This is a genomic window from Promicromonospora iranensis (genome assembly GCF_028994805.1).
Taxonomy (GTDB): Bacteria; Actinomycetota; Actinomycetes; order Actinomycetales; family Cellulomonadaceae; genus Promicromonospora; species Promicromonospora iranensis.
Window position 1 is genome coordinate 206,622 of the sequence record NZ_JAJQQP010000003.1, and the last position, 26,209, is coordinate 232,830.

Below are 26,209 nucleotides of genomic sequence, written 5' to 3' on the forward strand. Positions count from 1 at the left end.
GGGTCGTCGCCCGGCGGCAACCGCCGTGGTCAGCTGCTCTGTTCCTGGGCGGCGGACCACGTGTACTCCGGGTCGTGCGCTCGCAGGTGCTCGTGGGCGCCACGGGCGGTGACGGTGGCCGGGGCGTCGGGCGCGGCGAGGGCGTCGTGCCCCAGGAGCAGGACCTCGTCGGCGGCCGCCAGCGGGGTGAGGCGGTGCGTCGCCAGCAGCACCGCCCGGCCGGTCTCGCGCGCGTGGTCGGCAAGGGCACGCACCAGCGCGTCGGCCGTGCGGCCGTCCAGGTGCTCGGCCGGCTCGTCCACGAGCAGGACCCGGGCGGGCGACAGGAGCGCACGAGCGACCAGGAGCCGACGGCGCTCGCCGCCCGAGACCGCCGCCGCGTCCGTGCCGACCACGGTGTCCAGCCCGTCGGGGAGCGCCGCGAGCCAGTCGCCCAGCCCCACGGCGTCGAGCGCGTCGCGAGCCTCGGCCGCCGTGACGTCCCCGCGCGCCACCCGCAGGTTCTCGACCACGGACGTGTCGAACACATGCCCGTCCTCGGCGACGAACAGCCGCGCCTCCGGCGCACCCTGAGCGGTCGGCAGAAGGTCAGCTGATCGGTCGCTCGGAATGCCGACCTCCTGACGTTCTGCCGACCATCCACTGACCTGTCCCGCCCGGGGTGGGATGAGGGCGGCCGCTGTCATCAGGAGTGTCGTCTTGCCGACGCCCGACGGGCCCGCCAGCGCGACGACCGAGCCCGGGCGCAGCGTGAGGGACACCCCCTCGACGACGGTCCGCGGCGGGCCCGCGCCCTCGGACCAGCCGGCGGCGATGTCGTCCAGTACCAGCAGCGCCTCGCCGTCCGCCTCGCCCTCCGCAGCGCCGTCCGCCTCTCTCTCCACCGAGGCGGCGGATGCCGGAGCCACGCGGGCGGGCGGTGCGCCCGGCACGGGGTCTGCGTCAGGGAGCAGCTCCACCAGCCGGTCCGCAGCCGCCCTCGACCGGTGCAGCTGGACCGCGGCGGCGGGGAGCCCGGCCGTCGCCTCGAACACGGCGAGCGGCGTCAGCACGATCACGGACAGCGCCTCCACGGACAGCGAGCCCGACAGCGTCGCCGGGATCCCCAGCGCTACCGACGCGAGCACCGCGAGCCCCTGGGCCAGCGCCCCCAGTGCGGCGGCCAGCCCGGAGGTGCGAGCGCCGTCGTCGGCGACGGCGGACAGGTGCGCATCGGCGGCGTCCAGGTCGGCCAGCCGCGCGCCGAACCGACCGGAGACGCGCAGCGGCGCCGATTCCTCCAGGATCTCCAGGGACAACGCCGTCACCTCCCCGCGAGCGGCGGCGCCCCGCGCCTCGGTCCGGGCAGCGGCCCGCGCCGCGAGCCACGGCGTCACCACCCCCGCGAGCACCAGGCACAGCGCCAGCGCCGCTCCCGCCGCCGGCAGCAGCACGCCCACCAGGATCACCGAGCCGAGCGAGGTCACGACCGCGACGCCCGCCGGCACGATCGAACGGACCACGACGTCGCCGACGTCGTCCACGTCCTGCCCGATCCGGGCCAGCAGCTCCCCACGCCGCACCGTGACCGGACGGTCGTCGGCGGCGAGCCGGTCGTACAGGTTGGCACGGAGGGCCGCCATGCCACGGAGGGCGACGTCGTGCGAGGCGAGGCGCTCGCAGTAGCGGAGCACGCCGCGCCCGATCCCGAAGGCCCGTACCGCGACCACCGCCACGGAGAGGGTGAGCACCGGGGGCATCTGCGCGGCCCGGGCGACGAGCCAGGCGGCGACCGCCGCGAGCCCGATCGCGCACCCCAGGGCCAGGACGCCGAGCCCGATCGCCGCCGCCACCTTGGCCGGCCGGACCTCCAGCAGGGGCAGCACACGGCGCAGCGGGTCGGGGCGGCCGTCCCTGGTCAGGTGCTGTGTCGGGGTGGTCATGATGCCTCCGGGTCTGCCGCGGAGCGGACGTCGATCACCTGGTCCGCGAGCCCGAGCAGCGACGCCCGGTGTGCGACGACGAGCACGGTCCGCCCGGCGTCGCGCCACGCACGTACGGTGTCGAGCACCGCCTGCTCGCCGCGTGCGTCGAGATGGGCCGTGGGCTCGTCGAGGATCACCAGCGGCCTGGTGGCGGCGTCGTCGAGGAGGGCGGACGTGAGCGCCACGCGCTGGCGCTGCCCCACGGACAGCCCCACGCCGCCGAGCCCGACGCGTGTGTCCCAGCCGTCGGGCAGCGCGCCGACGACGGCGTCGAGCCCGGTCAGGCGCGCCGCCTCGGCGAGCTCCGGGTCGCGCACGCGCGACGCGCCATCCAGCACGACGTCGCGCAGCCGCCCTGGTGCGAGCGACGGGCGCTGCGGAACCCAGGTGAGGCCCGCCCACCAGGCCTCCAGCTCGTCGGCCGACAGATCGGCGAGGTCACGGAGCACACCGCCGGGTGCGAGCAGCCCGACCCGTCCCGCATCCGGCGCCAGCAGCCCGAGAACCACCAGCACGGCCGTCGACTTGCCCGACCCGCTCGGTCCCCGGAGCGCGACGACCCGCCCGGCGCCGGCCGCGCCGGACCCGAGCGGGATCCGCGCCGACAGCCCGGCGGGAGCGACGACCCCTCGTCCGGGAGCCCGCACGGAGATCCCGTCCAGCACGAGCTCCCCGCCGGCCGTACCCAGCCCAGCCGTACCCAGCCCAGCCGTACCCAGCCCAGCCGTACCCAGCCCAGCCGTACCCAGCCCAGCCGCACCCTCCGACCGGGCGGCACCGGCCGGCCCGATGAGCGCGAGAGCCCGGGACGCAGCCGCGACCCCGTCGACGGACGCGTGGAACTCCGCCCCGACCCGCCGCAGCGGCAGGTACACCTCGGGGGCCAGCACGAGCACGGCGATCGCCGGCTGCAGCTCCATGGCGCCCTCGACGAGCCGCAGCCCCACGCCGACGGCGACGATCGCCACCGACAGCGTCGTGAGCAGCTCGAGCACCATCGAGGAGAGGAACGCGATCCGCAGCGTCCCCATGGTTGCCTTGCGGGAGGCGTCACCGAGCGCCCGCACACGTTCCCCGGGGCCGAACGACCGCCCGAAGGCACGGAGGGTCGGCAGGCCGGCGACGAGGTCGAGCACCTGGGTGCCGAGCCGCTCCACGGTGGCGAGCCGCCGCTCCGACGCCCCGGCCGTCAGCCGCCCGACCAGCACCATGAACACGGGTACGAGCGGCAGCGTGACGACCAGGATCACCGCCGTGACCCAGTCCAGGCCGAGCACCACGACCACCAGGGCGGGCGTGACCAGCGCCGTCAGCACCAGCTGCGGTACGTACCTCACGAGGTACGGCTCGAGCGCGTCGAGACCGCGCGTCGCGAGGGTCGCCACCTCGGCCTCCGGGCTGGCACCGTGTCCGGTGCCCGACGCCGGAGCACCGAGCCCGCCGTCCGCCGTCGTGCGGACGTCCGCCGTCGTGCCGCCGTCCGCGGCGGTGAGGCCGACCGGGGCGGGTGCGCTGGCCCGGGGCCCGCGCAGTGCCCACGACTCGACCACCGCGTGGCGGAGCTCGGCGATCGTCCGCGCGGCGGCGCGCAGGGCGTAACGCTCCTGCGCCCACGCGACACCGGCCCGCCCGGCGACCACGAGCGCCAGCCCGGCGAGGTACCACGTCGCGGCCGACCGGGGGAGGTCATCCCCGAGCACCACCGGCGCGAGCAGCGCCGCGATGAGCAGCGCCTGCGCGACGATCAGCCCGGCCGCGACCACGCCCAGCCCGACCGTCAGCGCCACGTACCAGCGCGCCGCGCTGACCTGCTGCAGCAGGCGGGGGTCGAGGGGTCTCATGCCCTGATGCCCCCGTGCCCGCTCAGATGCCCGCTCAGAACGCCGACTCCTTGATCTTCTTCCAGGTGAGCCCGCCGGGTGCGGGGATGTGGTCCACCGTCAGCCGGCGCCGGAAGACCCAGTACGTCCAGGCCTGGTACAGGATCACCAGCGGCGTGAGCACCACGGCGACCCAGGTCACGACAGTGAGGGTGTACGGGGTCGACGCCGCATCCGTGATGCTGAGCGAGGTGCCCCCGTCCAGGCCCGGCATGACGTCCGGGAACATGGACCCGAAGATCAGCACCACCGCGGCGACGATCGTCACCGCGGAGAGCGTGAAGGCGTAGCCCTCGCGTCCGGCGCGGTTCGTCAGCAGCACGCCGACCAGGGCGAGCGCGGCGACCGCCACCACCGCCCAGGTCCAGGCGGGGGAGTACGCGACCTGCGCCCAGACGGCCCACCCGCCGGCCACCACGAGGGCCTCGACCGACAGCACCCCGGCGAACCGACGGGCTCGGGCGCGGATCTCGCCGTCGGTCTTGAGCGCGACGAACACCGCGCCGTGCAGCAGGAACAGCACGAGCGTCGTCAGGCCGCCGAGCAGCGCGAACGGGTTCAGCAGGGCCCAGAAGCCCCCCACGTACTGAAAGTCTTCGTCGAGCCGGACGCCGCGGACCAGGTTCGCGAACGTCACACCCCACAGGATGGCGGGTACCCAGGAACCGACCTGGATGGCGATGTCGCAGCGCCGGGCCCAGACGGCGTCGGCGATCTTGCCGCGGTACTCGAAGGCGACACCACGCACGATGAGCGCGACCAGGATGGCGAGCAGGGGCAGGTAGAAGCCGGAGAACAGGGTGGCGTACCACTCGGGGAACACCGCGAAGGTGGCGGCGCCCGCCGTGATGAGCCACACCTCGTTGCCATCCCAGACCGGTCCGATGCTGTTGACCAGCACCCGCCGCTCCTTCTCCCGGTGCGCGGCGTCACCGCGGGGGAGCAGGGACATCAGCATCCCGACGCCGAAGTCGAAGCCCTCGAGCACGAGGTACGCGGTCCACAGAGCCGCGATGAGGAAGAACCACACGAGTGCGAGGTCCACGGTCACGTCCTTTGGTCAGTCTCGGAGGCGGGCGATCGGATGCGGTTGGTCAGTAGGCGAACGAGAGGGGCCGGTCGGTGTCGTCCTCGGCGGCCTCGGGCGACTCGTCACGCACCGCCGACGGCACACCCTCGACCGCGTACCGGTGGATGAGCCGGAACCAGACCACGGCGAGCACGCCATAGAGCAGGGTGAACACGATCATCGAGGTGAGGACCATGCCCGGGCTGACGACGGTCGAGACGCCGCGCATCGTCAGCAGCCGGATCTGGTCGATGCCCGTGGGGTTCGGGGCGACCACCCAGGGCTGGCGGCCCACCTCGGTGAAGATCCACCCGAACGACGAGGCGATGAACGGAGTGGGGATCGCGGCGATCCCGATCCGGGCGAGCCACGGGTTGTCGCTGATCCGCCCGCGCCGGGTGAACCAGAGGGCGGCCACGGCCAGCAGCGCGGACCCGGCCGCGAACCCGATCATCAGCCGGAAGCTCCAGTAGGTGACGGCGAGGTTCGGCGTGTACGAGATGGGGTTGCCCGCCTCGTCGGTCTCGCCGTAGCGCTCGGCGTACTCCTCCTGGACGTCGTGGACGCCGGGCAGGTAGCTGTCCTCGCCGGAGAACGTGCCGGTGCCCAGGTAGCTGGCGAGGCCGGGCACCTCCAGGATGTGCCGCACGCCCTCGCACGAGTTCGAGAGGTCGCCGATCGTGAGGATCGAGAAGTTGGCCCCTTCCTCGCCCTCGCACAGCGCCTCGGCCGACGCCATCTTGCCCGGCTGCTGCTCGAACATCAGCTTGCCCTGGGCGTCCCCCGTCAGTGCGACACCGGCGCCCGAGATCAGCATGACCACGGTGCCGAGGATCACGGCGGGCCGGTAGACGTTCCGGGCCAGCTCGACGGCGTCCTCCTGCTGGGTCCGCGCCAGGCGCACCATCCACCAGGCGGCGATGCCGGCCACGAACGTGCCCGCCGTGAGGAACGCCGCGGCCACCGCGTGCGGGTAGGCGGCCCACAGCGTGTTGTTCGTGAGGATCGCCCAGATCGACTCCATCTCGGCGCGCCCGGTCTCCGGGTTGTACCGGGCGCCCACCGGGTGCTGCATCCACGAGTTGGCCGCGAGGATGAACAGGGCCGACAGGTTCACGGCGATCGCCACGGCCCAGATGCAGGCCAGGTGCACACGCTTGTTCAGCCGGTCCCAGCCGAAGATCCACAGGCCGAGGAACGTCGACTCGACGAAGAACGCCGCGAGGGCCTCCATGGCGAGCGGGGCGCCGAACACGTCGCCGACGAACCGGGAGTACTCGCTCCAGTTCATCCCGAACTGGAACTCCTGCACGATGCCGGTGACGACGCCGAGCGCGAAGTTGATCAGGAAGAGCTTGCCGAAGAACTTCGTCAGCTTGAGCCAGCGCTCGTTCCCCGTGCGGACCCAGGCGGTCTGCATGATGGCCACGAGCGGGGCGAGGCCGATCGTGAGCGGCACGAAGATGAAGTGATAGACGGTGGTGATGCCGAACTGCCAGCGTGCCAGGTCGAGTGCTTCCACTCCGGGCTCCTGTGGTGTCTCCGAACGGCTCTGCCCGGGTGGACGCTAGGCCTGATCCAGCAGGTCGACGCGGTGCCGCGGGGTGAATCCGTCGCTTGTGAATGTCTTCACAAGGCAGAGTACACGCACTTGGACCCCCGCAGGGCGGGGTCGTTCTCCTGTGCGATACTTGACGAACCCGCGTAGGCCCACATCCCTGCGCGGCCTGCAGAGTCCAACACTGCCCGCGATCCGCACGCGGTGCCGCAGTCACGACAGAACGTGGCCGCAGGCGTCCGCGAAGATCGCAGGAACAGGGCCGCAGCCGAGACTTCCGCCCGGATGTGTCGCTTCGCCGCGATGCATTGCCGGACGACCGACCGCCTGGCGGTCCGCGTGGTGTGGGGCGGGCGCCGGCTACAGGAGTACCTCACGTGACGCCTTCCAGCACCACCGGTTCGACCAACGGGTCACAGGATGATCACGACGCATCTGAGGCGAACGCCCAGGTCACCACTGGTGGGGAGGCTCCGGCGGGCACGACGCCGGCCAAGCGTCCGCGTCGTCGTGTCACCCGGTCCGTCGTCTCGACGGCGAACGTCGAGCCCATCGTCGTCGGGTCGTCCGAGCCCGCCGAGACCCCTGCCGGGTCGCAGCCGGTAACCACCGGCGGCACCGCCGTCGTGGCGACCTCTGCGACCGTCGAGCCGGCCGCCAAGCGCCCGCGCCGCCGTGCCACACGGGGCGTCTCGTCCCCCACGGCGCCCGCACCGGCCGCCGCCGAGCCGACGGCGGCCGAGCCGGTCGCCGCGGAGCCCGTTGCCGTGAACGAGCCGGTCCCGACTGAGACGGATGTCACTGTCGAGGCCGTGCCGGCCGCCGAGCCCGAGACCGTCGAGGTGGCCGAGCCCGAGGCTCCCGTCGAGGAGCCGGCCGCGGCGCCCGCCGAGGAGGCGGCACCGGTCGACATCGTGCTGCCGGAGCCCGCGTCGACGCCCGTCGACGCCCCGGCACGCCAGGTCGCGAGCCTCGACGACATCGTCCTGCCCGGCGGTCCGGCCGCGGAGCTCGAGAAGACCGCTCCGAAGCGTCGTACCCGCAAGAAGGCGGAGCCGGTGGCGGAGACCCCGGCCGAGCCGGCCGCCGAGGCCGCCCCGAAGCGTGCGCGGTCGCGTCGCAAGCCCGTCGTCGCCGAGCCTGCGGCCGAGACCGTGGCCGAGGCCGCGCCGGTCGAGGAGACCCCCGAGGCGCCCGTCGCCGCAGCTCCGGCCGAGGAGAACCAGGCGGTCGAGGCGCCGACGGAGGCTCTGGCGTCCGCGGCCCCGGCCGACGAGGTCCCCGCCGAGCCGGCCCCGAGGACCCGCGGTCGCCGCAGCAGTCGTGCGGCTGCGGAGCCGACCGAGACCGCCGCCGCCGAGGCTCCCGCCGCTGAGCAGCCGGCCGCCGAGGCGCCCGCGCAGCCTGCGGTGTCACCCGCAGTGACGGCGTCGGGGACGCGCGCTCCGCGCCTCGCCACGACCGCGCTGCTCTTCCAGGCACCCGACGAGTCGGCCGGCCGCCGTTCGCGGCGTGCCCAGGCTCCCGCCGGGCCGCCCCGTGCGCAGGACCTGACGCCGCAGTTCGCCCGTCCGGTCGCGCGCCCCGTCGAGCCGGCTGCCGAGGCGCCCGTGCGGGCGGCGGAGCCTGCTGTGGAGCGCCCCGCCGAGGAGCGGACAGAGCAGGCGACCGAGGCCAGGACGGAGCCCCAGGCGAAGACCGAGGCGAAGACCGAGGCGAAGACCGAGGCCCCGGCCGAGCCCAGGGCGCGCCGGTCCGGTTCCCGCCGGGCGGTGCGTCGTACCGGTCCCAGCACCGAGCCGGCCACCCGGGCCGAGGCCCAGGACGCCGCGCCGGCCGAGGCCGTGGCGGAGCCCGTCGTCGACGTACCTGCGCAGGCCCCTGCCCGTGAGGCGAGCGCTCCCGCGACGCCGGAGTTCGTCGCGGCCCAGCTGAGCGAGGACGACGCCGCCGCCGTGGACGAGGTCGGCGCGATCGAGGAGGAGCTGGCCGCCGAGGGCGTCGAGATCGAGGAGCTCGCCCCGGCGGACTTCGAGGAGTACGACGACGAAGAGGTGCGCCCGTCGCGCCGCCGTCGGCGTCGGGGCGGACGGGGCCGCCGCGGCGGTCGCGCGAACCGCACGGACGACGGGGACGACTCGGCGGACGAGGACCAGGACGACGACTCCGAGGAGGACGCGCAGGCGGCCGCCGAGGACGAGGACGAGCAGGACTCGGCTCAGGACACCGGCGACACCGAGGGCGAGGGTGAGGGCGGCAGCCGCCGCCGTCGTCGCCGCCGCCGGGGTACGCGGGGCGAGCGCGCCGAGGCGGCCGCCGTCCGCACGGGCCGGTCCGACGAGGTCACCGCGCTCAAGGGGTCCACGCGTCTCGAGGCGAAGCGTCAGCGTCGCCGGGAGGGGCGGGACCACGGCCGTCGTCGCCAGATCATCACCGAGGCCGAGTTCCTGGCCCGCCGGGAGTCGGTGCAGCGGTCGATGATCGTGCGCGAGAAGGACGGCCGCACGCAGATCGCGGTGCTGGAGGACGGTGTGCTCGTGGAGCACTACGTCTCGCAGCAGTCGCAGGCGTCGATGGCCGGCAACGTCTACCTGGGCCGCGTCCAGAACGTGCTGCCCTCCATGGAGGCGGCGTTCGTCGACGTCGGCAAGGGCCGCAACGCCGTGCTGTACGCGGGTGAGGTCAACTGGGACGCGGCGGGTCTCGAGGGCCAGCCGCGCCGGATCGAGCAGGCGCTGAAGTCGGGCGACTCGGTCCTGGTGCAGGTCACCAAGGACCCGATCGGCCACAAGGGCGCCCGGCTCACCAGCCAGGTCACGCTCGCGGGCCGGTACCTGGTGTTCGTGCCGGGTGGCGGCATGACCGGCATCAGCCGCAAGCTGCCGGACACCGAGCGGTCTCGCCTCAAGAAGATCCTCCGCGAGGTGGTCCCCGAGGGTGCCGGCGTCATCGTGCGCACGGCCGCCGAGGGGGCGAGCGAGGACGAGCTGCGCGCCGACGTCGAGCGGCTGCAGGGCCAGTGGGACGCCATCCAGGCCAAGTCCAAGAAGGCCAACGCCCCTGCCCTGCTGCAGGGCGAGCCGGACATGGCGATCCGCGTGGTCCGCGACATCTTCAACGACGACTTCTCGTCGCTGATCGTCCAGGGCGAGGGCGCGTGGGACGAGATCGCGCACTACGTCGAAGAGCTTGCTCCTGACCTGCGCGAGCGCGTGTCCAAGTGGGTCGAGAACACCGACGTGTTCTCCGTGCACCGCGTGGACGAGCAGCTCGCCAAGGGCATGGACCGCAAGGTCTGGCTGCCCTCGGGCGGCTCGCTGGTCATCGACCGCACCGAGGCCATGACCGTCGTGGACGTCAACACCGGCAAGTTCACCGGTGCGGGCGGCACGCTCGAGGAGACCGTCACCCGGAACAACCTCGAGGCGGCCGAGGAGATCGTGCGGCAGCTTCGCCTGCGGGACATCGGCGGCATCATCGTCATCGACTTCATCGACATGGTGCTCGAGTCCAACCGTGACCTCGTGCTGCGCCGTCTGGTCGAGTGCCTCGGCAGGGACCGCACCAAGCACCAGGTGGCCGAGGTCACCTCGCTCGGCCTGGTCCAGATGACGCGTAAGCGTGTGGGCCAGGGCCTGGTCGAGGCCTTCTCGGAGACCTGCGAGCACTGCAAGGGCCGCGGGTTCATCGTGCACGAGGAGCCGATCGAGAAGTCGGGCAACGGCACGAGCTCCGGCGGCGCTCCGGCGGCGTCGGACGAGGGTCCGCGTTCGGCGCGTGCGCGCCGCAAGCGTGGCAAGGAGGGCAAGGACAAGGTGGCTCCCGCGCTGGAGCCCACCGCGCCGATCGCCAGCCTGCCCGAGGAGCGGTCCGAGGCCCGCGAGGCCGTCAAGGCCACGCTCGCCACGATCGCTGCCGCCGCGCAGCACGCGCACGAGACGAAGGACTCGTCGGAGGACGGCCCCGCCAGCCTCGACCAGATCCAGCTGCCGACCGCGAGCTCGGCCGGCGTCACGTCGTCGACGTCCGCGGTCTCCGGCTCGGCAGACTCGCCGAGCTCACCCGACTCAGCGGACTCGCCGGCGGACACCGCGCGGTCGACGAGCGACGCGCCGGAGGGGGGCTCCGGCACTGGGCAGCCGGAACCGCCCAAAGGAGCTGGCGACGAGGTCGCCTGAGCAGAAGAAGGGATTCTGGGCGAGGCTGTTCGGCCTCTGACCTGATCTGCACGAGGGTCGCCACCGCGAGGTGGCGGCCCTCGTTTTTTGTGCCCGCACCGCTCGCGGGACGCCCCATCCCGGTTCTCCCTTGCGGCCGAGGCCTGTTCTGTGGTTCATTAGTCAAGTAATGAACCGATGGAGCAACGAACCATGACGACTCGGAGACCACGATGACAACGACCGCTGTACGGCCGACGGTGACCCGGCTGGGGTACGTCGACAACCTGCGGGTGCTGCTGACCGTGCTGGTCCTGGCGCACCACAGCGCCCTGACCTACGGCGCGCTCCCGCTCTGGTACTGGACCGAGCCGAGCACGAGCCCGTCGGGCGTCGCACTGATGCTGTTCGTGATCGTGAACCAGCTCTATTTCATGGGCTTCTTCTTCCTGCTCTCCGGCCTGTTCGTCCCGGGGTCGGTGGACCGCAAGGGGGCCGGTACCTTCGCGAGGGACCGCCTGCTCCGGCTCGGCGTCCCGCTGGCGGCGTACTGGCTGGTGGCCCGGCCGGTCCTGTCCCTGCAGGAGTGGCCGGCGCGCAGCGCCGAGGGGGAGTCGTTCCTGCAGTTCTGGTTCACCGCGGGTGACGTCGGACCGCTCTGGTTCGTCGAGGTGCTCCTGGTGATGTCGCTCGCGTACGCCGCCTACCGCGCGCTGCGCGCCCGTTCGGCCGCGCGGTCCGGTCTGCCCGACGCCGGGTCGACGGTGGTCGAGGCCCAGCCTCAGCCGGTCCGCTTCCGGGGGATCACGGGTCTGGTGGTGCTGCTGACCGTGGCGACGTTCTTCTGGCGGCTCGTGGTGCCGTCCGGGACCTACTGGGAGTTCTCCGGCATGCCCTCCCCGGCATACCTGCCGCAGTACGTGATCCTCTTCGTGGTCGGTCTGCTGGCATCGCGCCGCGGCTGGCTCACCACGCTCACCGTGCGGCAGGGGCGCGTGGCGCTGGTCGTGGCGCTCGTCAGCCTGGGGCTGGCCCTCGGCACCGCCGCCCTCGCGACGGCGCCCGGCGCCGGGCTGCTCGCCCAGCTGGGTTCCTCCCTCGCCGAGAACGTCTTCGCGGTGAGCATGGTCGTGGCGCTGCTGGTCCTGTTCCGGGAGCGGTTCTCGGCCACGCCCGCGTGGGCCCGGTGGGCGGCACGGAACTCCTTCGCGGTGTACGTCATCCACCCGCTGGTGCTGGTCGGTGTGGCGGTGCTGTTCGCTCCGCTCGTCGCCCCGGCCGGCGTGAAGTTCCTGATCCTGCTCGCTCTCGCGGTCCCGCTGTGCTGGGGCTTCGCCCACCTGCTGCGGCGCATCCCGGGGGTCGCCCGGGTCCTGTAGCGGCGGCCGGAGTCAGCCGGCCGCCGACAACCGGGTGTAGAAGTCGGCGATCGTCCGGGAGAAGAGCTCCGGGTACTGCTGGTTCCACGGGTGGCCGGCGCGGGGGACGATGCGCAGCTCGGCGTTCGGCACGACAGCGGCGATCTCCCGTGCGGCCGGGATGTTGGCGACGTCGCGGCTGCCGCACAGCACGAGGGTCGGCGCCTGGATGCTCGCGAGCTTCCCGCGGAAGTCCGTGTCCGCGACCACCCGGAGGGCGCCGAGCCACTGCGCCTTGGTCATGGCCATGCCCTCGGCGGTGCGCTCCGGCAGCATCCGGATGATCGTGCGCTGGATCAGCATCAGCGCAGGGTGCGGTCGGACCTGGCTGCCCGAGAGCACGAGGGAGGCGATCCGCTCGGGAAAGTCGAGTGCGAGCTGGGTGGCGGTCATCGCGCCGAGGGACAGCCCGCAGACGTGTGCCCGCTCGACCCCCCGCTCGTCGAGCAGGTCACGCAGCGCCAGGGCCGCACCCGCGAGCGTGAACCCGCCCGGCGTCGCTGCCTGGTCGAGCCCCGGGATGTCCGGGGCGAGGCCGGTGAACCCGGAGGGCAGTGCGCGCAGCTGGGCATCCCACGGGTCGACCCCGGCACCGAGCCCAGGAAGGAAGAGCACGGTCTCGACGTCGCCAGCCATGTCGCCAACGTAGCGGAATGCTTGACTGACCTCCATGAAAGACGGCCTGGGCGCTGGGCGCCTCGAAGTGATCGCCGGTCCGATGTTCGCGGGCAAGTCCGAGGAGCTGCTGCGCCGGGTGCGCCGCGCCCGCATCGCCCGGCGCGGCGTGCTGGTGGTGAGCCATGCGCTGGACGCCCGCAGCGGTCCCGGCAGGGTGAGCTCGCACTCGGGGCTGGGCGTGCCCTCGCACACGGTGTCGGACGCCGCGGACATCCTCGCGCTGGTCGCGGCCCGCACCGGACCGGGCGCGGGACCCGGCTCCGGACCCGGCACCGGGCCCGGCGGGGGAGCTCGAGACGCCGACCGGGAGGACGCGGCGGAGATCGAGCTCGTCGCGATCGACGAGGCGCAGTTCTTCGGCGCCGGCCTGGTCCCTGTGGCGGCGGACCTCGCACGCCGCGGGCTCGTCGTGGTGGTGGCCGGGCTGTCGGTCACGTTCGACGGGCAGCCCTTCTCGCCCCTGCCGGAGCTGATGGCGCTCGCCGAGTCGGTCGAGAAGCTCACCGCCGTGTGCTCCGTGTGCGGCGCGGACGCCGCGTTCCACGTGCGGGTGGCGGGGGCGCCACCCGTGTCCGGCGCCGGCCCGACGGACCCTGGCGACGCGCTCGTACCGGTCGCCGCGCACGTCGGCGGCGAGGAGTCGTACGAGGCTCGCTGTCGCCGGCACGCCGACCTGGGCGGGTGAACGGCAGTACGCCCGGTGGTCGGCAGAAAGTCAGGTGGTCGGCAGCCTGAGCTGCCGACCACCTGACGTCCTACCGACCGCTCGCGCCGTGCGGCGCGGCAAGGTCTGCTGCTGCCCCGGAGGTCAGACCTTGCGGAGCGAGTGGTATTCCGGGCAGTCGAACGGGTCGCGTGCGGCGAGACCCACCCGGTTGAGGTACTCGACGACGATCAGGTACGACTGGCCCAGGCTCGTCTCCGTGTAGGTGACCCCGACGTTCGCGCAGTGCTCGCGGACGATCTCAGCCGCCTTGATGAGGTGCGGTCGCGGCATGCTCGGGAACAGGTGGTGCTCGGTCTGGAAGTTGAGCCCGCCCATGAGGATGTTCATGAACCGTCCACCGCGGATGTTGCGCGAGGTCAGCACCTGCTTCGAGAGGAAGTCGAGCTTGCTGTCGGCGGGGATGATCGCCATGCCCTTGTGGTTCGGGGCGAACGACGCCCCCATGTAGACGCCGAACACCGCCATCTGGACGCCGAGGAACGCGAAGGCCATGCCCACGGGCAGCACCAGGAACAGGACCGCGATGTACACGCTGAGGCGCACCGCGATGGTGACCAGCTCGAGTACGCGGGACCGGAGCGTCTCCGGCGATCCCTTGAAGAGGGACTGGACGGAGGTGATGTGCAGGTTCAGACCCTCGAGCGTGAGGAGGGGGAAGAACAGCCAGCCCTGGTAGCGGTTGATCCACCGCTTGAGCCCGCGGTGCTGGCGCACGCCTTCCTCCGTGAAGGCGATCGTGTCGTTCGCGATGTCCGGGTCCTTGTCGACCCGGTTCGGGTTCGCGTGGTGCCGCGTGTGCTTGTTCATCCACCAGGAGTAGCTGATGCCGACCACCGCGTTGGCGAGCAGACGGCCCACGCGGTCGTTCCGGCGTCCGGACTCGAAGATCTGGCGGTGCGACGCCTCGTGCGCCAGGAAGGCGAACTGGGTCAGCACCAGGCCGAGTGCTCCGGCCATCAGGAGCTGGAACCAGGAGTCGCCCAGCAGGACGAATCCGGTGATGATCCCGCCGAGCGCAACGGTGAGCGCGACGAGGGTCCAGGCGTAGTAGTGGTGCGCCCGGTTGAGCAGTCCGGCGTCGCGCACGGTGCGTGCCAGCGACGTGTACGTGCTGGTCACCGGCTGCGCATTGGGGTCGCGGGGTTTCGTCGGGCGGAAGCCGTCGCGGACGATGGGGGCAGCTTGGGCCATGTGGTCCTCACATGCTCGGTGTCGACTTCTCAGCCGTGGAGTCGGACGGTTTCGTCCATCGTGCAGATACCCTGAGCCTACGGGACCGTAGGTTACGGTCGCGAGGGGCAGATGTGGACGCCTCGCGAAGGCTTTTAGACAGTGCATTGACCAATGCTTGTGAGTTCCCAGCCAGATCGGTCCGGAAAGTACCGTGTGCCCCGGTTTGGGGTCATGTCTCCGGATCCTCGATGAGCGGCACGAACCGGTATCCACCGTGGTCGGTCGCGCGGGTGCGGCCGTCCGGCAGCCGCTCGATGAGCAGCAGCGTCGTCCGGACGGGGATGACCATGCGGCCGCCGTAGCCGACCTGCTCGACCAGTGCACGAGGCAGCGCGGGGGATGCCGCCGACACGAGGATCCGGTCCCAGCCGTGCTCCCGAGGGCGGCCGAGGGTGCCGGGGATGGCCTGCTCGATGCTCGCCCAGCTCATCCCGGTGCGCGCGACGTTGGCGCCGCCCCAGGCAGCGAGCCTGCTGTCACGCTCGACACCGAGCACCGAGCCCTGGGGGCCGACCAGATAGGCGAGCAGCGCCGTGGTCCAGCCGGAACCCGCGCCGACGTCGAGCACGCGTGCGCCGAGGGGCACCCGCAGCAGGCGGAGCATGGCGGCGACCGTGGCGGGCTGGGACGACGTCTGTCCCCGCCCGATCGGCAGCGGCCGGTCCTGGTGTGCGAGCGGCCGCTGTGCCCGCGGCAGGAACTCGCGGCGAGGGACCGCGCGCATGGCGCGTTCGATGTCGTCGTGCTCGGCTGCTGGTTCAGAGACCATCGGGATCACCCGGTCCCAGGGTAGGCACAGGCGGATCGACGTCGCCACGTGCCCACCCCGGGGCGGGCTCAGCGTGAGCCGACGGGCTCGGGCTCCCCGGCGTCCGCCGTCGGTTCCACGGACCCGTTGGTGGGCAGCTCGGTCTCCTCCGGCCGGTACCACTCGGTGAGTGCCGGGTCCTCGGAGTCGAGCCAGGCGCCTGCGCCGTTGTCGGCGCCCTCGGTGCGCACGACGCCGACCACGAAGTCGTCGCCGTGCTTCTCGATGCCGGTGCGGACACCCTGGACGATCGCCTCCCGGGCGTAGCGGCGCCGCAGCGTCTGCGGGTCGCGGGCGAGGTCCTTGCCCCACGCGATCATCACGAGGATCACCACCAGCGCGAACGGCAGCGCCGTGATGATGACGAGGCTCTGCAGCCCGTTCAGCGCGACGGAACCGCCGCCCACGAGCAGGACGGCGGCGATGGTCGCCAGTGCGATGCCCCAGACCACGGTGACCCAGGGGCTCGGGCTCGGGTTGCCGCGCTGGGACAGGCTCGCCATGACGACGGAACCGGAGTCGGCGCTCGTCACGAAGAAGATGATGATCGAGAGCATCGCGATGATCGACGTGAACGTGCCGGCCGGGAGCTGGTGCAGCAGCGCGAACAGCATGTCCTGCGGCGACTCGGCGGAGCTCAGCGCACCGTTGGCCTGCTCCATCCACATCGACGTGCCACCCAGGATCGTGAACCACACGAGGCACACGACGCTCGGTGTCACGATGACGGTGGTGACGAACTCGCGGAGCGTGCGGCCACGGCTGATGCGCGCGATGAACAGGCCCACGAACGGCGTCCAGGACACCCACCACGCCCAGTAGTAGGTGGTCCAGCCGTCCATGAACGCCTGCGCGTCGGGCGAGGTGGCGGCGGTCTGGGCCATGAGCCGGAACGAGTCGCCGACGAACTGCATGAGCGTGCCCTGGAACAGGTTCAGCAGGAACGCCGTCGGGCCGACGACGAACACGAAGACTCCGAGGAGTCCCGCGACCACCATGTTGATGTTCGAGAGGGCGCGGATGCCGCGCTTCACGCCCGAGACGGCCGAGACGATGAACGCGACCGAGAGCACGGCGATGATGCCGATGATCGCGCCGTTGCCGAGCGGGCCGGTACCGCCGACGATCTCGACGCCGCGGCCGATCTGCAGTGCGCCGATGCCGAGCGACACGGCGACGCCGAACAGGGTGACGATGATCGCGAACGAGTCGACGACGGCGCCGAGCGGGCCCTTGGTGCGCTCGCCGAAGATCGGCTCGAGGAGCGAGGAGATCAGCGGGGTGCGCCCCTTGCGGTAGGCGGCGTAGGCGACCGCCCCGCCCACCAGCGCGTAGTAGGCCCACGCCATGGGACCCCAGTGGAACAGGGTCTGCACGAGTGCCGAGTGCATCGCCGGGTTGGTGCCCGGATCAAGGTTCTCGTACGCCGGCGGCAGGTCGAGGAAGTGCGTCATGGGCTCGTACGGGCCGTAGAAGAGCAGGCCGATGCCGATGCCGGCGGAGAACAGCATCGCGAGCCACGAGCCGGTGGAGAACTCCGGCTTCTCGTCGTCCTGGCCCAGTCGGATGTTGCGGTAGCGGCCGAACCCGAGCCACATCATGAAGGCGAACACCGTGCAGGTGAGCAGACCGAACAGCCAGCCGAACGAGCCGGAGACCCAGGCCAGGCCGGCGCTGGACGCCGTCGCGAGGCTCCCGGGCGCTGCGGCTCCCCAGATGATCACGACTGCCACCATGACGGCGGCGAACGCGAACACACCCCAGCTGGTGCCGAAGTTGCTGGAGGTGCGCTCGACGCCCAGGCCCGGCAGCAGGGCGGGATGTTCGGTGGGTTTGCCGTTGTTCTTGCGGCTCGCCATCGGAGGTTCCTCTCGGTGCGGCGAAGAATGCTCGGTCAAAAAACAGTCGTGAACGTTAGCAGACAGCGCATTCCGGCTTTGTTTCGCGCATATCAACTCGTGACTTCGAGAAGGGCCGGGTGGGCGAGAGCCGGCGTGCTGCCGGCCGTGCGGCGTGGTTCCGGGTACGGTGGTGCGCCAGGCCGCCCCGCGCTTCGGTGCTCAAAGGTGGGCAAGGCCACGCACCCTCCGGTTTGAACCCGTCGAGGGCGTCGCGTAACCTGGTACTTCGGTGTGCTGTCTGCGCACCCGTCCTGCGTGCCCATGGCGCATCGCACTCGACCGCCGCGGCGGAGCGAGTCACAGCAAAGCCGATGGACTCCGTCGTGCGCGCACGCCAAGACTAGAGAGATGAGTTGAACGTGGTGTACGCGATCGTCAAGGCTGGTGGCCGTCAGGAGAAGGTGTCCGTCGGGAGCATCGTCGTCATGGACCGTGTCCAGGCGAAGCCCGGTGAGACCCTCGAGCTCCCGGCCCTCCTGCTCGTGGACGGGGAGAAGGTGACCACCGACGCGAAGAAGCTGGCGAAGGTCAAGGTCACCGCTGAGGTCGTGCGGGACGAGAAGGGTCCCAAGATCACGATCCTCAAGTACAAGAACAAGACCGGTTACCGCAAGCGTCAGGGTCACCGTCAGTCGCTGACCCGGCTCAAGGTCACCACCATCAAGTGACTTCCGCTGCGGGCCTGACGGCCCGCGCGTGATCCCGATACTTCTTCTTCTCCTTCGTCCCGAAAGACAGGTCCTGAGATGGCACACAAGAAGGGCGCGAGCTCCTCGCGCAACGGTCGCGACTCCAACGCTCAGCGCCTCGGCGTGAAGCGCTTCGGTGGCCAGGTCGTCAAGGCCGGCGAGATCATCGTCCGCCAGCGCGGCACCCACTTCCACCCCGGCGTCAACGTCGGCCGCGGCAAGGACGACACGCTGTTCGCCCTGACCCCCGGCGCCGTGCAGTTCGGTGCGCGTCGTGGCCGCAAGGTCATCGACATCGTCGCCGCCGAGGTCTGAGCCTCGGTTTCCGCGTAAGGGGGCGCACCGGTGACGGTGCGTCCCCTTCGCCTTTTTCTTGAGCGGCTCGTACAGAGCAGCTCCGCCTGAGCAGTTTTTGAGAGGATCGAGACATGGCCAGCTTCGTAGACCGGGTGGTGCTCCACGCCGCCGGGGGAAACGGCGGGAACGGCTGCGCCTCGATCCGCCGCGAGAAGTTCAAGCCCCTCGCGGGGCCCGACGGCGGCAACGGTGGTGACGGCGGCACGGTGAAGCTGGTCGTCGACTCCAGCACCACCACGCTGCTCGAGTACCACCACTCGCCGCACCGGCGGGCGACGTCCGGCACCCAGGGAATGGGCGGCGACAAGGACGGCAGCAAGGGCGGCGACCTGATCCTGAAGGTGCCGGACGGCACCGTCGTCAAGGACCTGGACGGCAACGTCCTGGCGGACCTCGTGGGTGAGGGCGCCGAGTACGTCGTCGCCGCGGGCGGCAAGGGCGGCCTGGGCAACCGGGCGCTGTCCTCGCAGACGCGCAAGGCCCCCGGCTTCGCGCTGCTCGGCGAGGAGGGCGATACCGCCGACATCGAGCTCGAGGTCAAGACGATCGCCGACGTCGCGCTCGTGGGCTTCCCGAGCGCCGGCAAGTCGTCCCTGATCGCCGCGATCTCAGCCGCCCGGCCCAAGATCGCCGACTACCCGTTCACCACCCTGGTGCCGAACCTGGGCGTGGTGCAGGCCGGCCAGTCGCGGTTCACCGTCGCGGACGTCCCCGGCCTGATCCCGGGCGCGAGCGAGGGCAAGGGCCTCGGCCTGGAGTTCCTGCGGCACATCGAGCGCACGGCGATGATCGTGCACGTGCTCGACTGCGCCACCCTGGAGCCCGGTCGCGACCCGATCAGCGACCTCGACGTGATCGAGGAAGAACTCGCCAACTACGCCGGGGACATCGGCATCGAGGGTGGCCGGATGCCGCTCAACGAGCGTCCCCGCCTGGTGGTGCTCAACAAGATCGACGTGCCCGAGGCCCGCGAGCTCGCGGAGTTCGTGAAGGCGGACCTCGAGGAGCGCGGGCTGCGCGTGTTCGAGATCTCGACCGCCAGCCACGAGGGCCTGCGCGAGCTGAAGTTCGCCCTGGCCGAGACCGTGGAGAAGGCGCGCGCCGCGGCTCCTCCGCCCACGCCAGCCCCGGTCGTGCTGCGTCCCCGCGCCGTCGACGAGGCCAGATTCACCGTGCGCCGCCTCGGTGGCGAGGAGACCGGCTACTGGTTCGAGGTACGCGGGACCAAGCCGGAGCGCTGGGTGAAGCAGACCGACTTCAACAACGACGAGGCGGTCGGCTTCCTCGCGGACCGGCTCGCCAAGATCGGCGTCGAGGACGGGCTGTTCAAGGCGGGCGCCGTCGCCGGCGACGAGGTGCGCATCGGCGACCCGAAGAACGCCGTCGTCTTCGACTGGGAGCCCACGCTGCAGACCGGCCCCGAGCTGCTCGGCGGCCGGGGCACCGACCTGCGGCTCGACCAGAGCGACCGGCCGACGCGTGGCGACAAGCGCCGGGAGTTCAACGAGCGCATGGACGCCAAGACCGAGGCCCGGCGCGAGCTCTGGACCGAGCGCGAGGCCGGCCACTGGACCGACCCGGACGTGGAGTAACCAGCGGGGTGGGCGTGACCGGAGCGTGAAATGGCCGCGCGTCTCGGGCAGTACTCCGGCGAGGATGGGGGCGTGAGCTCCATCGAACCTTCGGCCAGCCCCCAGGACGCCCCGCGCGCTCGGTCCGTGATCGCCGGTGCCCGGCGGGTGGTGGTGAAGATCGGCTCGTCGTCCCTGACGGGTCCGGACGGTCACCTCGACGTCGGAGCGCTGCGCGGGGTCGTCGAGGTCCTCGCGGCGCGACATGCCGCGGGCACCCAGATCGTGCTGGTCACCTCGGGCGCCATCTCGGCGGGCATCGGCCCGCTCGGGCTCGGTACACGACCGCGCGACCTTGCCACCATGCAGGCCGCGGCGTCGGTGGGGCAGGGGCAGCTTGCCGGCCGGTACCAGGAGGAGTTCGCGGCGTTCGGGATCCAGATCGGACAGATCCTGCTCACCGCCGAGGACACCGTCCGTCGCGCCCGCTACCGCAACGCGCAGCGGGCGCTGGACCGGCTCCTCGCGCTGGGTGTCGTCCCGGTCATCAACGAGAACGACGCCGTGACCACCGACGAGCTGAAGTTCGGCGACAACGACCGCCTCGCGGCGCTCGTGTCGCACCTCGTGCTGGCCGACGCGCTGCTGCTCCTGACCGACGTCGACGGGCTGCACGACGCCCCGCCGTCGCGCCCCGGCGCCCGCCGCATCCCGCTGGTCGAGGACCTCGCGGAGATCGCCGGTGTCGAGGTGACCGCTCGCGGTAGCGCCGTCGGCACCGGAGGGATGGTCACCAAGCTGGAGTCGGTGCGGATCGCCACCGGCGCGGGCGTCCCCACCGTCCTGACGCTCGCCGGCAACGCGGCCGCCGCGCTGGCCGGCGACGACGTCGGCACGTTCTTCGCCGCCGCCGGACGCCGCACCTCGGCGCGCCGGCTGTGGATCGCCCACGCCGCCCGCACGGAGGGCCGCCTCCACCTGGACGACGGCGCCGCGCGTGCCGTTCTCGGCGGCCGCGCCTCGCTGCTGCCTGCCGGGATCACGAAGGCCGAGGGCCAGTTCGACGCGGGCGACCCCGTGGAGCTCGTCGCGCCCGACGGCACGGTGGTCGCGCGCGGGCTCGTCGCGTTCGACGCCGGCGACCTCCCCGCGCTCCTGGGGCGCTCCACGTACGCGCTCCGCGAGGAGCTGGGGGAGGGATACGACCGCGTCGTCGTGCACCGGGACGACCTGGTGCTCGACCGGCCGACGAGTTGAACTGTCCGAGGGGCCGATCCGGTCGGCGGCCCGATCCGTGGTCGGCCTGATCGGGCTGACCGGCTGACGGCCTGATCCAGCTGGCTCGAGTTCGGTCCGTTGCACGGATCTGTTGTCGACTTCGGTCGCTTGCCTTGAGATCGGTCAATCAAACGACCGATCTCAAGGCAAGGGACCGATCTCGCCGAATTCGGTCCCTTGCACCGCGTGCCGCCGGACGCCCTCGTCGGGTCGCTCGTCCGCACCGCGGATTCGCCCTCGGTGATCGGCCGCGTCCGACGTACTCTCGACGCATGACGACAGTGAGCCAGGACGAGGCGGCCCGTACCGGAGGCGAGACCCCCGGAGCAGCCACACCGCCGCCTTCGGGCACCGCGGACGTCGCCGTGGTGGTGCGTGACGTCGCGCGTCGTGCCAAGGTCGCGTCGCGCACCCTCGCCACGGCGAACCGCATGACGAAGGACGCCGCACTCGGCGCGATCGCGGACGCCCTGGTCACGGCCGCGGAGCGGATCGTGACCGCGAACGCCGAGGACCTGGAACGGGGGCGCGCGAACGGGATGTCCGACGGGCTCCTGGACCGGCTCGCGCTCACCCCGGAGCGCATCGGTCAGATCGCCGACGCGCTGCGCGACGTCGCCGTCCTGCCCGACCCGGTCGGTGAGGTGGTGCGCGGGCAGACCCTCCCGAACGGCCTGCGCCTGCGCCAGGTCCGCGTACCGATGGGCGTGGTCGGCATGATCTACGAGGCCCGCCCGAACGTCACCGTCGACGCCGCCGGCCTCGCCCTGAAGTCCGGCAACGCGGTGATCCTGCGCGGGGGGAGCGCAGCGGCGGCGTCGAACGCGGTGATCGTCGCGGTGATCCGGGACGCTCTCGCGGCGCAGGGTCTCCCCGCGGACCTGGTCCAGACCATCGACCCGTACGGCAGGGCCGGTGGGGTGGCGCTGATGCGGGCCCGCGGGCTGGTGGACGTGCTGATCCCGCGGGGTGGCGCCGACCTCATCCAGACCGTCGTACGTGAGTCGCTGGTGCCGGTGATCGAGACGGGCGTCGGCAACGTGCACGTCTACGTGGACGCGACGGCCGACGTCGCCATGGCCGTGTCGATCGTGATGAACGCGAAGACCCAGCGGGTCGGCGTGTGCAACGCGGCAGAGACGCTGCTCGTGCACGAGGACGCAGCCGCGGCCTTCCTCCCGGCGGCGCTCACCGCGCTGTCCGACGCCGGCGTGGTGCTGCACGGCGACCCTGCCGCCATGACCTTCGCCCCGGACGGGGCCGACATGGTTCCCGCCACGGACGAGGACTGGGCGACGGAGTACCTGGCCCTGGAGCTGGGGGTACGCGTGGTGCCGTCGCTGGACGCGGCGATCGAGCACATCCGCACCTGGTCGTCCGGGCACACGGAAGCCATCGTGACGCGCGACATCGCGGCGGCGGACCGGTTCGTCGCGGAGGTCGACTCCGCGGCCGTGATGGTGAACGCCTCGACCCGGTTCACCGACGGGGGCGAGCTCGGCCTGGGTGCGGAGATCGGCATCTCCACGCAAAAGCTGCATGCGCGTGGTCCCATGGGACTGGCGGAGCTGACCACGACCAAGTGGGTGGTCACGGGCGACGGCCACGTCAAGCCGTGACGGCTCGCTGCCGTCCTGGAGACCTCCGCAGGATCTCCTTGCGACCTGGTGCCGCGATGTACTGGGCGCAATGCGTCCGTGAGAGACTAAAGGCCACCTGAGCACGTCCGACTGGGAGGAACCCCCGTGCTGCACAACGCCGTCCTTGCCGCTGAGGCTGCCTCGGAGCACGCCAACGAGCCGGTCGCACCGATCGTTCTCGGCCTGATCGCCTTCGGCTCGCTCGTGGCCGCGCTGCTGGTCACGTTCGCGTTCCGCAACGTCGGCAACCGGCACTGATCCGCCAGACGGGAGCCTGACGACCAGATGAGCGCACCCACGGTATGAGTGCCCCCACTGGGACCAGGCCGCGCATCGGGGTGATGGGCGGCACGTTCGATCCCATCCACCACGGCCACCTCGTGGCCGCCAGCGAGGCGGTCGCCCACCTGGGACTGGACGAAGTCGTCTTCGTCCCCACGGGTCGGCCAGGATTCAAGCAGGAGCAACGGGTCACCCCGGCGGAGCACCGTTATCTGATGACGGTGATCGCTACGGCGTCGAACCCACGCTTCACGGTGAGCCGCGTCGACATCGACCGAGCGGGCCTCACCTACACGGTGGACACCCTCCGCGACCTGCGCGAGCAGCGACCGGAGGCGGACCTCTATTTCATCTCGGGTGCGGACGCCATCCAGCAGATTCTTCGGTGGAAGGATGCCGAGAAGCTGTGGGACATGGCACACTTCGTCGCTGTCACACGGCCAGGGCACATGCTCTCCGTGGACGGGCTTCCTCGGGACGGTGTGACGACGCTCGAGGTTCCCGCGCTAGCTATCTCCTCGACCGACTGTCGTCGTCGGGCCGAGGAGGGGTTGCCGGTCTGGTATCTGGTGCCTGACGGCGTGGTCCAGTACATCGCCAAGCACGGACTGTATCGAGGTCTTCACGATGAGTGACAACAAGGGTCGTCCCATGACGCGCCGCGAGATCCGCGAGCGTGAGGCTGCCGCAGCGGCTGCCGCTGCCGGTGGTAACGGCAGCGGTTCCTACCCGCCCCAGGGCGGGCCGCAGCAGCCTCCGCACCGCGGCGCGCCCGCGCCAGAGGGTGGCTGGTCGCCGCAGAACCCGCCGGTCGCCCGGCCCCCGCAGGCGACGGGCGGCTCGCGCGGTGTGGACGCGACCGGTCGCCTGACGCCCGTGCAGCAGCCTGGCGCCAACCCGCCGTCGTACGGCGCCGGCGGGCCCGGGCAGGGCCGCCCGGGCGCCGCACCCTCCGGTCCGGCCGGCCACGGCGCACCGCCGTCCGGTCCTGGCCGTGGCGCTCCCGGTCGCGGCCAGCAGCCCTCCGGTCCCGCGGGCCCGGGCCAGCAAGGCCCTGGTCAGCAGAGCGGTCCGGGCCCGCAGGCCGGGCCGCCGAGCCCGTTCGGATCCCGCCCGTCCGCCGCGCCCGTCCCGCCCGCCCCGCAGCCGGGCCGGTCCGGAAGGTTCGGTGGACAGAACGCTCCGCAGGCCCCCGGCCCTGCTCTGCCCGGCGGTCCCGGCAGGTCCGGCGACTCCGGGCAGACGGCGCAGTGGAGCGCACCGCCGTCCGCCCCGACGCAGCCGCCGTCGAGCCCGCCGTCGCCGTTCGGGACCCGTCCCGGCGCGCCCAGCGGTCTCGCCCAGCAGCGACCCGGCGGTCCGGGGCAGCCCGGCGGTGGCGCGCCCAGCGGTCCGATGGCCGGCGCGGCGCCCGCGCCCGCGCTCCCGTGGGAGTCCCCGGCCCAGGCGGCACCGCAGTCGCTTCCGCCGGGCGGCGCGCCGACGGCTCCCGGTTCCCCGTTCCCCGGCCGTCCCGGCGCCGGTGGCCCCGGGGGCCCGGGTACCGGCCCGACAGGTGGCCCGGCGCAGCAGCACCCCGGCGCTCCCGGTGGCCAGTTCGGTCCCGGCCCCGTCGCACCCTCCCGTTCCTCCCGGCGCGGGGCGGAGGAGGAGTGGGACGAGGAAGAGGACGAAGGTCCGCAGTACACCTGGCTGCACTACATCATCCTGGTGGTCGTGGCGTTCGTGCTCGGCCTCCTGATCTGGAAGCTCGTGCTCGAGGGCGACAGCGCCTCGTTCGATACCGACCAGGCAGCCGCCCTGCTCGGCACACTGCCGGGCACGTTGCCCGGCTTCACAGGAGGTGGTGCGGCATGACGGCTACAGAGCGTGCTACAGGCCTCGCGATCCTCGCGGCGCGTGCCGCGAGCAGTGTCAAGGCGCAGGAGATCATCGCGCTCGACGTGAGCGAGCAGCTGGTGCTGACCGACGTGTTCCTCATTGCGTCCGGCGCCAGCGAGCGGCAGGTCTCGGCGATCGTCGACGCCGTCGAGGAGCAGCTCTTCAAGGAGGGCGTCAAGCCGATCCGCCGGGAGGGCAAGTCCGAGGCCCGTTGGGTCCTGATCGACTTCGGCGACATCGTCGTACACGTCCAGCACGCCGAGGACCGGACGTACTACGCGCTCGAGCGGCTGTGGAAGGACTGCCCGGCGATCCCTCTCCCCGAGGACGCGCAGGGCGGCGGCGACACCGGCGAGTACAGCGACCCGGACGACGGCGCGATCCACCTGGCCGGGGACCCGCGCCGGTGACGGCAGGGACGATCGTGCTGCTGCGCCACGCGCGCACGGCATACAACGCGGGACTGCGGCTGCAGGGCCAGATCGACATCCCCCTCGACGAGGTCGGGCGGTGGCAGGCGGAGCAGGGCGCCACGGCGCTGGCGGCGTCGCACAAGGCGTCCTCCGTGGTCGCCAGCGACCTGGAGCGGGCCCGGGACACGGCCGCCGCGTACGCGCGGCAGGTGGGCCTGGAGGTAGTGACCGACCCGGCGCTGCGCGAGCGCTCGTTCGGTATCTGGGAGGGCATGACCGACGCCGAGATCGCCGAGCGCTGGCCGGACGAGCACGCGGTCTGGCGGAGCGGCGGCGAGCCCCCGGTTGCCGGCGTGGAGTCCAAGGACGCCGTCGCCCGCCGCATGGAGGAGTCGGTGCTGCGGCACGCCGAGGCGCTGGGCGCGGGGGACACGCTCGTCGTGGTGTCCCATGGCTCGGCGATCACCCAGGCGATCACCCGGATGCTGGGCCTCGACCCCGCGACGTGGCGTGGGCTGCACGGGATGCACAACGTGCACTGGTCGCACCTGCGCGCGTCCCCGCCGGGCGTGGTGCCGGGATGGCGGCTCGTCGCGCACAACGTGGGCGCCGGATACCCGCTCGACACCTGGCAGTCCGGGCCCGAGGCTCGGCAGTGACGGGCACCCGTCCGGTGGGGCGCCGGGCGGGGTGACCGAACGCACC

21 protein-coding genes are annotated in these 26,209 nt (G+C 72.2%); 13 read left to right on the forward strand and 8 right to left on the reverse strand.

The window, feature by feature from the left end; all coding sequences use genetic code 11:
* Window positions 1-29: 29 nt before the first annotated feature.
* The 4 genes from cydC to LUM46_RS05920 are packed head-to-tail and all read right to left on the reverse strand — an operon-like array spanning window position 30 to window position 6,435.
* Entirely contained in the window at window positions 30-1,922 is a 1,893-nt protein-coding gene (cydC, locus tag LUM46_RS05905; protein ID WP_274992850.1) for a thiol reductant ABC exporter subunit CydC, read from the reverse strand.
* Complete coding sequence (gene cydD / locus LUM46_RS05910) at window positions 1,919-3,805, reverse strand: thiol reductant ABC exporter subunit CydD (protein ID WP_274992851.1); 1,887 nt, start codon at window positions 3,803-3,805, stop codon at window positions 1,919-1,921. Before cydD ends, cydC begins: the two co-directional genes overlap by 4 nt.
* A gap of 34 nt (window positions 3,806-3,839) precedes the next feature.
* Window positions 3,840-4,889: a cytochrome d ubiquinol oxidase subunit II gene (gene cydB, locus LUM46_RS05915; protein ID WP_274992852.1), complete on the reverse strand. Its 1,050-nt coding sequence runs from the start codon at window positions 4,887-4,889 to the stop codon at window positions 3,840-3,842.
* Window positions 4,890-4,938: 49 nt separating this feature from the next.
* Window positions 4,939-6,435 carry a cytochrome ubiquinol oxidase subunit I gene (locus LUM46_RS05920; RefSeq protein ID WP_274992853.1) on the reverse strand — a complete coding sequence of 499 codons (1,497 nt, stop codon included), beginning with the start codon at window positions 6,433-6,435 and terminating at the stop codon, window positions 4,939-4,941.
* Between the two features lie 413 nt (window positions 6,436-6,848).
* Between LUM46_RS05920 and LUM46_RS05925 the strand changes: the two genes are divergently transcribed.
* Window positions 6,849-10,649: an Rne/Rng family ribonuclease gene (locus tag LUM46_RS05925; protein WP_310243093.1), complete on the forward strand. Its 3,801-nt coding sequence runs from the start codon at window positions 6,849-6,851 to the stop codon at window positions 10,647-10,649.
* 212 nt (window positions 10,650-10,861) lie between these two features.
* Window positions 10,862-12,007 carry an acyltransferase family protein gene (locus LUM46_RS05930; protein ID WP_274992854.1) on the forward strand — a complete coding sequence of 382 codons (1,146 nt, stop codon included), beginning with the start codon at window positions 10,862-10,864 and terminating at the stop codon, window positions 12,005-12,007.
* 12 nt (window positions 12,008-12,019) lie between these two features.
* On the opposite strand, the gene LUM46_RS05935 is transcribed toward LUM46_RS05930, so the two are convergent.
* Window positions 12,020-12,682, reverse strand: coding sequence for an alpha/beta fold hydrolase (locus LUM46_RS05935; protein WP_274992855.1), 663 nt, complete (start codon window positions 12,680-12,682; stop codon window positions 12,020-12,022).
* 34 nt (window positions 12,683-12,716) lie between these two features.
* Between LUM46_RS05935 and LUM46_RS05940 the strand changes: the two genes are divergently transcribed.
* Window positions 12,717-13,409 carry a thymidine kinase gene (locus tag LUM46_RS05940; RefSeq protein WP_274992856.1) on the forward strand — a complete coding sequence of 231 codons (693 nt, stop codon included), beginning with the start codon at window positions 12,717-12,719 and terminating at the stop codon, window positions 13,407-13,409.
* Between the two features lie 123 nt (window positions 13,410-13,532).
* Here LUM46_RS05940 and LUM46_RS05945 read toward each other — a convergent pair whose 3' ends face one another.
* The 3 genes from LUM46_RS05945 to LUM46_RS05955 form a co-directional block, all read right to left on the reverse strand.
* Window positions 13,533-14,642, reverse strand: coding sequence for a fatty acid desaturase family protein (locus LUM46_RS05945; protein WP_274992857.1), 1,110 nt, complete (start codon window positions 14,640-14,642; stop codon window positions 13,533-13,535).
* A 211-nt stretch (window positions 14,643-14,853) separates the two neighbouring features.
* On the reverse strand, window positions 14,854-15,453 hold the full coding sequence (locus LUM46_RS05950; RefSeq protein ID WP_274992858.1) for a protein-L-isoaspartate O-methyltransferase family protein: 600 nt from the start codon (window positions 15,451-15,453) through the stop codon (window positions 14,854-14,856).
* Between the two features lie 68 nt (window positions 15,454-15,521).
* Window positions 15,522-17,351 carry a BCCT family transporter gene (locus tag LUM46_RS05955; protein WP_274992859.1) on the reverse strand — a complete coding sequence of 610 codons (1,830 nt, stop codon included), beginning with the start codon at window positions 17,349-17,351 and terminating at the stop codon, window positions 15,522-15,524.
* 401 nt (window positions 17,352-17,752) lie between these two features.
* Here LUM46_RS05955 and rplU point away from each other — a divergent pair, with 401 nt between their 5' ends.
* The 10 genes from rplU (at window position 17,753) to LUM46_RS06005 (ending at window position 26,163) form a co-directional block, all read left to right on the forward strand.
* The gene (rplU, locus tag LUM46_RS05960) at window positions 17,753-18,061 is read left to right on the forward strand and encodes a 50S ribosomal protein L21 (protein ID WP_274992860.1); all 309 of its coding nucleotides are present in this window, start codon (window positions 17,753-17,755) and stop codon (window positions 18,059-18,061) included.
* 78 nt (window positions 18,062-18,139) lie between these two features.
* Window positions 18,140-18,397 (forward strand): 50S ribosomal protein L27, encoded by a 258-nt coding sequence (gene rpmA / locus LUM46_RS05965; protein WP_274992861.1) that lies wholly within the window; start codon window positions 18,140-18,142, stop codon window positions 18,395-18,397.
* Window positions 18,398-18,510: 113 nt separating this feature from the next.
* Window positions 18,511-20,031: a GTPase ObgE gene (gene obgE, locus LUM46_RS05970; protein WP_274992862.1), complete on the forward strand. Its 1,521-nt coding sequence runs from the start codon at window positions 18,511-18,513 to the stop codon at window positions 20,029-20,031.
* A 72-nt stretch (window positions 20,032-20,103) separates the two neighbouring features.
* Window positions 20,104-21,267, forward strand: a complete 1,164-nt coding sequence (gene proB, locus LUM46_RS05975) for a glutamate 5-kinase (RefSeq protein WP_374726971.1) — start codon at window positions 20,104-20,106, stop codon at window positions 21,265-21,267.
* A gap of 293 nt (window positions 21,268-21,560) precedes the next feature.
* Complete coding sequence (locus tag LUM46_RS05980; protein WP_274992863.1) at window positions 21,561-22,907, forward strand: glutamate-5-semialdehyde dehydrogenase; 1,347 nt, start codon at window positions 21,561-21,563, stop codon at window positions 22,905-22,907.
* A gap of 126 nt (window positions 22,908-23,033) precedes the next feature.
* Window positions 23,034-23,186 carry a hypothetical protein gene (locus LUM46_RS05985; protein WP_274992864.1) on the forward strand — a complete coding sequence of 51 codons (153 nt, stop codon included), beginning with the start codon at window positions 23,034-23,036 and terminating at the stop codon, window positions 23,184-23,186.
* Window positions 23,187-23,230: 44 nt separating this feature from the next.
* Entirely contained in the window at window positions 23,231-23,845 is a 615-nt protein-coding gene (gene nadD / locus LUM46_RS05990; RefSeq protein WP_274992865.1) for a nicotinate-nucleotide adenylyltransferase, read from the forward strand.
* Window positions 23,838-25,067, forward strand: a complete 1,230-nt coding sequence (locus LUM46_RS05995) for a hypothetical protein (protein ID WP_274992866.1) — start codon at window positions 23,838-23,840, stop codon at window positions 25,065-25,067. Before nadD ends, LUM46_RS05995 begins: the two co-directional genes overlap by 8 nt.
* The gene (gene rsfS / locus LUM46_RS06000) at window positions 25,064-25,501 is read left to right on the forward strand and encodes a ribosome silencing factor (protein ID WP_274992867.1); all 438 of its coding nucleotides are present in this window, start codon (window positions 25,064-25,066) and stop codon (window positions 25,499-25,501) included. The genes LUM46_RS05995 and rsfS overlap by 4 nt, the downstream gene beginning before the upstream one ends.
* Window positions 25,498-26,163 (forward strand): histidine phosphatase family protein, encoded by a 666-nt coding sequence (locus LUM46_RS06005; protein ID WP_274992868.1) that lies wholly within the window; start codon window positions 25,498-25,500, stop codon window positions 26,161-26,163. Before rsfS ends, LUM46_RS06005 begins: the two co-directional genes overlap by 4 nt.
* Window positions 26,164-26,209: the final 46 nt, after the last annotated feature.

Bases quoted from the DNA above. Each gene is read 5' to 3' on its own strand.
- cydC (WP_274992850.1), bottom strand. From the start codon at position 1,922: ATGACCACCCCGACACAGCACCTGACCAGGGACGGCCGCCCCGACCCG.
- cydD (WP_274992851.1), bottom strand. From the start codon at position 3,805: ATGAGACCCCTCGACCCCCGCCTGCTGCAGCAGGTCAGCGCGGCGCGC.
- LUM46_RS05930 (WP_274992854.1), top strand. From the start codon at position 10,862: ATGACAACGACCGCTGTACGGCCGACGGTGACCCGGCTGGGGTACGTC.
- LUM46_RS05935 (WP_274992855.1), bottom strand. From the start codon at position 12,682: ATGGCTGGCGACGTCGAGACCGTGCTCTTCCTTCCTGGGCTCGGTGCC.
- LUM46_RS05940 (WP_274992856.1), top strand. From the start codon at position 12,717: ATGAAAGACGGCCTGGGCGCTGGGCGCCTCGAAGTGATCGCCGGTCCG.
- LUM46_RS05945 (WP_274992857.1), bottom strand. From the start codon at position 14,642: ATGGCCCAAGCTGCCCCCATCGTCCGCGACGGCTTCCGCCCGACGAAA.
- LUM46_RS05950 (WP_274992858.1), bottom strand. From the start codon at position 15,453: ATGGTCTCTGAACCAGCAGCCGAGCACGACGACATCGAACGCGCCATG.
- LUM46_RS05955 (WP_274992859.1), bottom strand. From the start codon at position 17,351: ATGGCGAGCCGCAAGAACAACGGCAAACCCACCGAACATCCCGCCCTG.
- rpmA (WP_274992861.1), top strand. From the start codon at position 18,140: ATGGCACACAAGAAGGGCGCGAGCTCCTCGCGCAACGGTCGCGACTCC.
- obgE (WP_274992862.1), top strand. From the start codon at position 18,511: ATGGCCAGCTTCGTAGACCGGGTGGTGCTCCACGCCGCCGGGGGAAAC.
- LUM46_RS05980 (WP_274992863.1), top strand. From the start codon at position 21,561: ATGACGACAGTGAGCCAGGACGAGGCGGCCCGTACCGGAGGCGAGACC.
- nadD (WP_274992865.1), top strand. From the start codon at position 23,231: ATGAGTGCCCCCACTGGGACCAGGCCGCGCATCGGGGTGATGGGCGGC.
- LUM46_RS05995 (WP_274992866.1), top strand. From the start codon at position 23,838: ATGAGTGACAACAAGGGTCGTCCCATGACGCGCCGCGAGATCCGCGAG.
- rsfS (WP_274992867.1), top strand. From the start codon at position 25,064: ATGACGGCTACAGAGCGTGCTACAGGCCTCGCGATCCTCGCGGCGCGT.